Annotated in this window: 1 protein-coding gene; it reads left to right on the top strand. The window is 40.3% G+C overall.

All coding sequences use genetic code 11. The features are described 5' to 3' along the window. On the top strand, nt 1–588 hold a 588-nt coding region (locus tag HMPREF0083_RS28735), incomplete at both ends, for a hypothetical protein (protein ID WP_021621575.1).

Below are 588 nucleotides of genomic sequence, written 5' to 3'. Positions count from 1 at the left end.
ATGAAAGAGCTTACTCCGTATATTATCAAAAACTTGCCGAATCCTTCCCGCTTTGAAATAACATCCAAGCAGGATAAAGTACAGGGAGAGAATATAGATGGAAAGAATGTGCATGTACAAATAAATGGAGATGAAATCCCTTCTCTTATTTTGAATTTTATGGATGGAATAAGCAAAGATAAGGAAGCGGTTGAGGCCATTGTCAGAACGATTAACAATGTGGATGCTACAGCGAAGATGACGACAGAAACATTCAAAAACGAGCTGGATACGATGGTTCGTACCTTGAAGGAACAAGTGTCTACCATCCAACAGGATAAAACGTTGCAGCAAGTTTTCAATAAAAATAATTATGTTAAGGCCGATATTTTGATCGATAACCAGCTATATGAACGGAAGTCGGATGTGACGCTCCATTTTGCGTTTCCAACTTCCAATGACAGCGGGATTCAATCCCTGCACATTCAATCCGCAACTGAAAACTGGAACATGAATCAACCGGTAAAAGCACAGCCGATTTCCGCTACCCATTATCTGGATGAAAAACAGCTTTCAGACGATACAACCGGCAAGCTGTTTTTGGAAACC

Origin of the sequence: Aneurinibacillus aneurinilyticus ATCC 12856 (assembly GCF_000466385.1) — a bacterium.
Classification (GTDB): domain Bacteria; phylum Bacillota; class Bacilli; order Aneurinibacillales; family Aneurinibacillaceae; genus Aneurinibacillus; species Aneurinibacillus aneurinilyticus.
Note: the sequence above shows the minus strand (reverse complement) of the source record. Positions and strands in the feature narration are given on the sequence as shown.